The organism is Candidatus Sordicultor fermentans (assembly GCF_012728195.1).
GTDB classification, from domain to species: Bacteria; Atribacterota; Atribacteria; order Atribacterales; family Caldatribacteriaceae; genus Sordicultor; species Sordicultor fermentans.
This window is the reverse complement of sequence record NZ_JAAYFP010000131.1, coordinates 1-5,437: the sequence shown is the minus strand read 5'-3', so window position 1 is coordinate 5,437 and position 5,437 is coordinate 1. Positions and strand designations below refer to the sequence as shown.

The 5,437-nt window shown below is 41.4% G+C and carries 6 protein-coding genes; 5 read left to right on the top strand and 1 reads right to left on the bottom strand.

Translation table 11 applies throughout. The features are described from left to right. The 5 genes from dctP to GXZ17_RS06965 all read left to right on the top strand — a co-directional run. The coding region (gene dctP, locus GXZ17_RS06985; protein WP_409376575.1) for a TRAP transporter substrate-binding protein DctP at positions 1-457 on the top strand (457 nt) is incomplete at its 5' end. An 83-nt stretch (positions 458-540) separates the two neighbouring features. After that, positions 541-1,068: a TRAP transporter small permease gene (locus GXZ17_RS06980; RefSeq protein ID WP_409376574.1), complete on the top strand. Its 528-nt coding sequence runs from the start codon at positions 541-543 to the stop codon at positions 1,066-1,068. After that, positions 1,059-2,351, top strand: a complete 1,293-nt coding sequence (locus tag GXZ17_RS06975; RefSeq protein WP_409376573.1) for a TRAP transporter large permease — start codon at positions 1,059-1,061, stop codon at positions 2,349-2,351. Before GXZ17_RS06980 ends, GXZ17_RS06975 begins: the two co-directional genes overlap by 10 nt. 24 nt (positions 2,352-2,375) lie before the next feature. Further along, the gene (locus GXZ17_RS06970; protein WP_409376572.1) at positions 2,376-3,590 is read left to right on the top strand and encodes a Gfo/Idh/MocA family protein; all 1,215 of its coding nucleotides are present in this window, start codon (positions 2,376-2,378) and stop codon (positions 3,588-3,590) included. Continuing rightward, entirely contained in the window at positions 3,587-4,645 is a 1,059-nt protein-coding gene (locus tag GXZ17_RS06965; RefSeq protein ID WP_409376571.1) for a zinc-dependent alcohol dehydrogenase, read from the top strand. The genes GXZ17_RS06970 and GXZ17_RS06965 overlap by 4 nt, the downstream gene beginning before the upstream one ends. A 462-nt stretch (positions 4,646-5,107) precedes the next feature. On the opposite strand, the gene GXZ17_RS06960 is transcribed toward GXZ17_RS06965, so the two are convergent. After that, the coding region (locus GXZ17_RS06960) for a hypothetical protein (RefSeq protein ID WP_409376570.1) at positions 5,108-5,437 on the bottom strand (330 nt) is incomplete at its 5' end.

The window sequence follows — 5,437 nt, the reverse complement described above, 5'->3', positions numbered from 1 at the left end:
AGCTTTGGGGGCTGAGGCCACACCCATCCCCTGGGGTGAATTGTATACTGCTTTGCAACAGGGGGTAGTCGACGGACAAGAAAACCCTATTTCACTAATCATATCTGGAAAACTTTACGAAGTGCAAAAATACATCACTCTCGATGGGCACCTTTATAGTATTGATTTTATTTTTATGAATGACGCCTTTTTCAACGAACTGCCCAGTGACCTCCAGCAACTGGTTTTGACCTCAGCTGAAATATCCGGTGTTGTTCATAGAGGTTTGCAGCAGTACAGTTCAGCAGTAGGAATTGAAGAATTGCTCAAACAAGGCGTGGAGATTTATGTACCCACTCCTGAAGAACTACAAGCCTTCCGTGATGCTACTCAACCCCGGGTACTTGAGTGGATCAAAACTCAAGTATCACCCAAGTGGATTGACTACCTTTTTGAAGAAATTGAGAAAGTAAAATAATAAATCACTAACCAATTTTTCAATTAAAGAGCGGGGAATAAGTCCCCGCTCTTTAATCTGCTTTGGAGGGAGGGTTGTGGTAGATGGAAAAAAGTTACGATTGGCTTAAAAAGTTTAATAAATCGGTTACGTTAGCCACCGAAGCAGTCATTATAGTGTTGATGGCAATCATGGCCGTTGTAACCATTGCCCAAGTTTTTATGCGCTATGTGATGCATAGTCCGATCCGCTGGTCGGAAGAATTAGCGCGTTATCTCATGGTTTGGGTGGCATTTTTCGGTGCCAGTTTAGGTATCAAGGCTGGAACTCATATTGGATTGGAAGTTTTTTTAAAATATTTCTCACCAAAAGTTCAACAAATAATATCACTCATGACCAAGCTTTTACTCATCTTCTTCCTGATTGTTGTTTTAAAAGAAGGAATTGCTCTGAGTTGTGCTTTAGCTTTCCAACGTTCCCCGGCTATGAGAATATCGATGTTTTGGCCTTATTTTTCAGTACCGGTTGGAGCTTTGCTCATGATTATACAGCTTGTTTCTCTTATTCCCGATGACTTAGAAAGTTTATCATTAGCCCACTCAGAAAAGGAGGCGGATAAAGGGTGGTCATAGTTTCGCTATTTATTATTCTCGCTGTCTGCATGCTTTTTGGGGTGCCCATAGCCTTTTCACTGGGAATAAGCTCCTTTGGGTCTTTATTGATCTGGGGTAAAATACCTTTACGGGTAATGGTCCAGAGAATGTTTACCGGTTTGGATTCGTTTACTTTAATGGCCATTCCATTTTTTATGCTGGCTGGAGAGTTGATGTTAGAAGCTGGGATGCTCGATAATCTGGTGAAGTTTGCTGAAGCCTTGGTGGGTAGAATGCGGGGTGCGCTGGGACATGTAAATATTCTTGCCAGCATGTTTTTCTCCGGTATTACTGGATCTGCCTCAGCTGATGTTGCTGCTCTGGGACCAATCGAGATGGCGATGATGAAAGAAGCAGGTTACGAAGTGGATTATAGTGCGGCACTCACCGCTGCATCCTCCACTATTGGTCCGATAATTCCCCCGAGTATTCCCATGGTGGTATACGCTGTTGCTGCTGGCAATGTATCTATCGGTGGTTTATTTCTTGCCGGCTTTATCCCTGGGATCCTCTTGGGGGTTGTGATGATGATTTACCATTACTATCTCTCAGTAAAAAGAAACTACCCCTACCGAAAAACATCAATAAGCTTTCGGCAGTTTCTTATTATCTTTAAAGAGGCAATATTATCACTCCTGATGCCAGCAATTATTTTATTCGGCATTTTAGGCGGGGTATTCACTGCTACTGAGGCTTCTGCTGTAGCAGTTGCCTATGCGTTTATCGTTGGATTATTCGTTATTAAAAAACTCAATTTTGAAAAAATACGTAAGGCTCTATTACAAAGTGGGCTCACCACTGGAATGTCGCTTTTCCTCATAGCCACAGCAAATATATTTTCATGGATTCTGGCTACTCAGCAAGTTCCCCAATTAGCTACCAATTTTTTTCTTTCCGTTTCTAATAGTCCTCTGGTTTACCTTCTTCTGGTAAACCTGCTCCTTTTAGTCGTTGGATGTTTAATGGACAACTTAGCTGCACTGGTCATTTTCGCCCCAATCTTAGCCCCCATAGCAACTATGTTTGGGATTAATCCATTACATTTCGGTATAATAATGGTGGTTAATCTTATTGTCGGGTTGATTACACCCCCAGTAGGGCTTTGCCTGCTTATGGCTTGCACGATTTCAAAAATTCCTCTCGAAAGAATAGTTAAGCAAATATGGCCTTTCGTACGGATAGAAATAGGTGTTTTATTGCTTATTACTTATGTACCGAATCTAACCTTATTCCTTCCGAGATACTTTGGTTATGTTCGATAATAATTACTGGGAGGTGATTTGAAAATGGAAAAAATTAGAATTGGCTTGGTTGGAGCTGGTTTTTGCGCTCACCTGCATGTGAATTCCCTTCAAAATGTTAAGGGAATTCCGGTCGAGATCGTTGGCGTAGCAGCCAAATCTCTAAAAAGTGCCGAAGAATTTGCCGGTAAGTTTAACATACCAAAATATTACGATGACTACCGGTATCTTTTAGACGATAAGATGGTAGATATAATCGATATATGCGCTCCAAACTCCACTCATAAGCAAATCTGCCTGGATAGCGCAAGATCTGGTAAGAACATTATCTGCGAAAAACCGTTAACCGGGTACTTTGGTGAAGACCTTGACGAGCAGGTTGAATTGATTGGAGATAAGGTGCCAAAAACAAAAATGTACCGGATGGCTATGCAAAGTGCTGACGAAATAGTTCGTGTTATTCAAGAAAACAAGGTGAAATTTGGGTATGCTGAAAACTTCATCTATGCCCCAGCAATAGAAAAAGCCAGAAGGCTTATTAAATCGAGTAGGGGAACCATCCTTGAGTTAAGGGCTGAAGAAAGCCATAGCGGCTCTCATGCTGCCTATTCTCGTTTTTGGAAGTCGTCCGGTGGTGGTGCATTATTACGATTAGGTACTCATCCGATTGGAGCGGTCATTCACTTAAAAAACTATGAAGGACAACTTAAAAATGGTAAACCTATAAAGGTTAAATCAGTTATGGCCGATGTAGCCAATCTTACCAGGGTTCCTTCTTTCTTGGCTGAAAGCAAGAAATGGGTGGTATCTGACTGGAAAGACGTTGAAGATTGGTCAGCTGTCTTTCTGACGTTTGAGGATGGGACCAAGGCTTCCATCTTTTCTAATGATATTACCTTGGGGGGGGTAATCAACTTTGTGGAGGTTCGTCTATCTAATAGTGTCATAAAATGTAATATTACTCCGAATAACACCTGTCAAGTATATGCTCCATCACCAGAAGAATTTGCCGATGAATATATTTCTGAGAAACTCGAGACCAAAGCGGGCTGGAATTTTGCTTTTCCTGATGAGGATTGGGCTCGCGGTTATCCACAGGAGATGCAGGATTTTATCGAGGCTGTGTATTACAATCGAGATCCTATTTCTGATATTGATTTGGGAAGAGAAGTTGTCAAGGTGATTTATGCAAGCTATGTTTCTGCTGAATTAGGTCAGCGGGTTGATTTAGAAAAACTCGAGGAGGATAGGATGAAATGAATAGAAAAAAGGTAATGAAAGCGGCAATAAAACTTGATCAAAGGCCAGAATTCATACTCCAGGAGACTGAAGTACCAGAACCTCAACCGGATGAGGCTCTGATAAAAGTAAAAGCTGCCGGACTCTGTGGAACAGATATTGCTATTAGAAACAACACTTTTATGGGGCGCCATGGACCGGTGCAGCTCCCTATCATTCCTGGTCACGAGTTTTGCGGGGAGGTGGTAGAAACTGGATCAAAAGTTAGAAAAGTTGCAGTAGGAGAGCGAGTGGTAACCAGTGCCATTAAAGGATGTGGCCAATGTTATGCTTGCGAAATTGGCATCTATAATCGTTGTCAAGACTGGATTCATGTTGGTATCGATTCTCCTGGGTGCTTTGCTGAATACGTGATAACCTCAGAAGACATACTTTTTAAAGTTCCCGATACCATTCCAGACGAGGAAGCGGCTGTTTTGGAACCTTTAACCACTGCTGTAAGAGCAATACGAACCAATCGAGTTCAAGCTGGTAGTTTCATAGTTATTTTAGGACCAGGTACCTTTGGGTTATTTATCTTGCAGTCAGTATTAGCTACTGGTCCCAGCTATGTGGTTATGGTTGGCTTGAGCACCGACCGGGATCGCCTGGAATTGGCTAAAAGTTTAGGTGCTAATGAAATTATCATGAGTGATGAGATGGATCCAGTAAAAAGGGGCAAAGAATTGACCAAGGGGAAAGGAGCAGATCTGGTTGTCGAAGCTACTGGTAGAGTAGAAGCGGTAACCCAAGCTATAGAAATGACTGGAGCCGGAGGACTTTTTCTGATGGGTGGTAGTGGTTTTCTTGGTCAACCAGTCAGTTTTGAACCCTGGAATGTGGTCCGGGATGAAAAACGGATCAAAGGTTTACAAGGTTTTACCAAGCCGGATTATTTGTTGGCGCTAGACCTTTATCATCAAGGCAAAATAGAGATTAAACCATTAATAAGCCATGTTTTCAAATTGGAAGAAATTAATCAAGCTTGCGATTTGGTAGAACAAAAGAAAGCTTTTAAGGTTGTTATTATTCCATAACCAAATTTTCTATGATGCTAGTATTAATCCTTTTTACTTTATTTGTTTTTAAAAATGAGTCAGGAAATCTGCTTCTAAACTATAATTTTTGAAATAGGTATTTATTACATCTTTAGAAAGGGGAACAAGCTGTTTGCCTACCAGAGGAGATTTGTATGTCCATACTGGCTGTTAGATACCAGGAATTGGTATGGTTGCATAATGAGGTGGCTCTTTTCTAGCGCAAGACCTTTGGTATTAACGTCTATATCCATTTGGGTCTGAAGCAGCTTTGTAAAAATCAATCACTTGGCGACATTTGGAAAGCGGGAGTGTTAGAGGGGTGTATAGTAACATGGATGGCTCCAAGCCGGGTTTTTCCTCTCTCTTGGGAGAAACTATGTACATTAATGGCTTCATTGAGAATATTTAATATCCAGAAGCTTCTCAGCCTATATACCGGTGAGAAAATATGGGAACAAACTAAAGAAAACTATAAGAGGAAGAAGTACTTTCCCAGGCGTTACTTGGTAGAATGGGTGGTAAACTTCTCTGTACTACCGATGGTTCGGTGATAACCTTGCTTATGCCAAATGGTAGAAAATTAGCCTCGACCTTATCTTTATTCCAGCCTGTTGGTCTGATCATTACTGCAACATTTTTGACTAACGCTGAGAAAAAGATATGATAAGGCTCTGTTCCCATACTGGTGAAGACACAACTTAGTAGCCTGAATTTACTATGGTGTCTTCCCGAAATGCCAATGATTACCTCTGCACTAACTGGAGAAGCAATGTTGGAGGAGATGTGGCT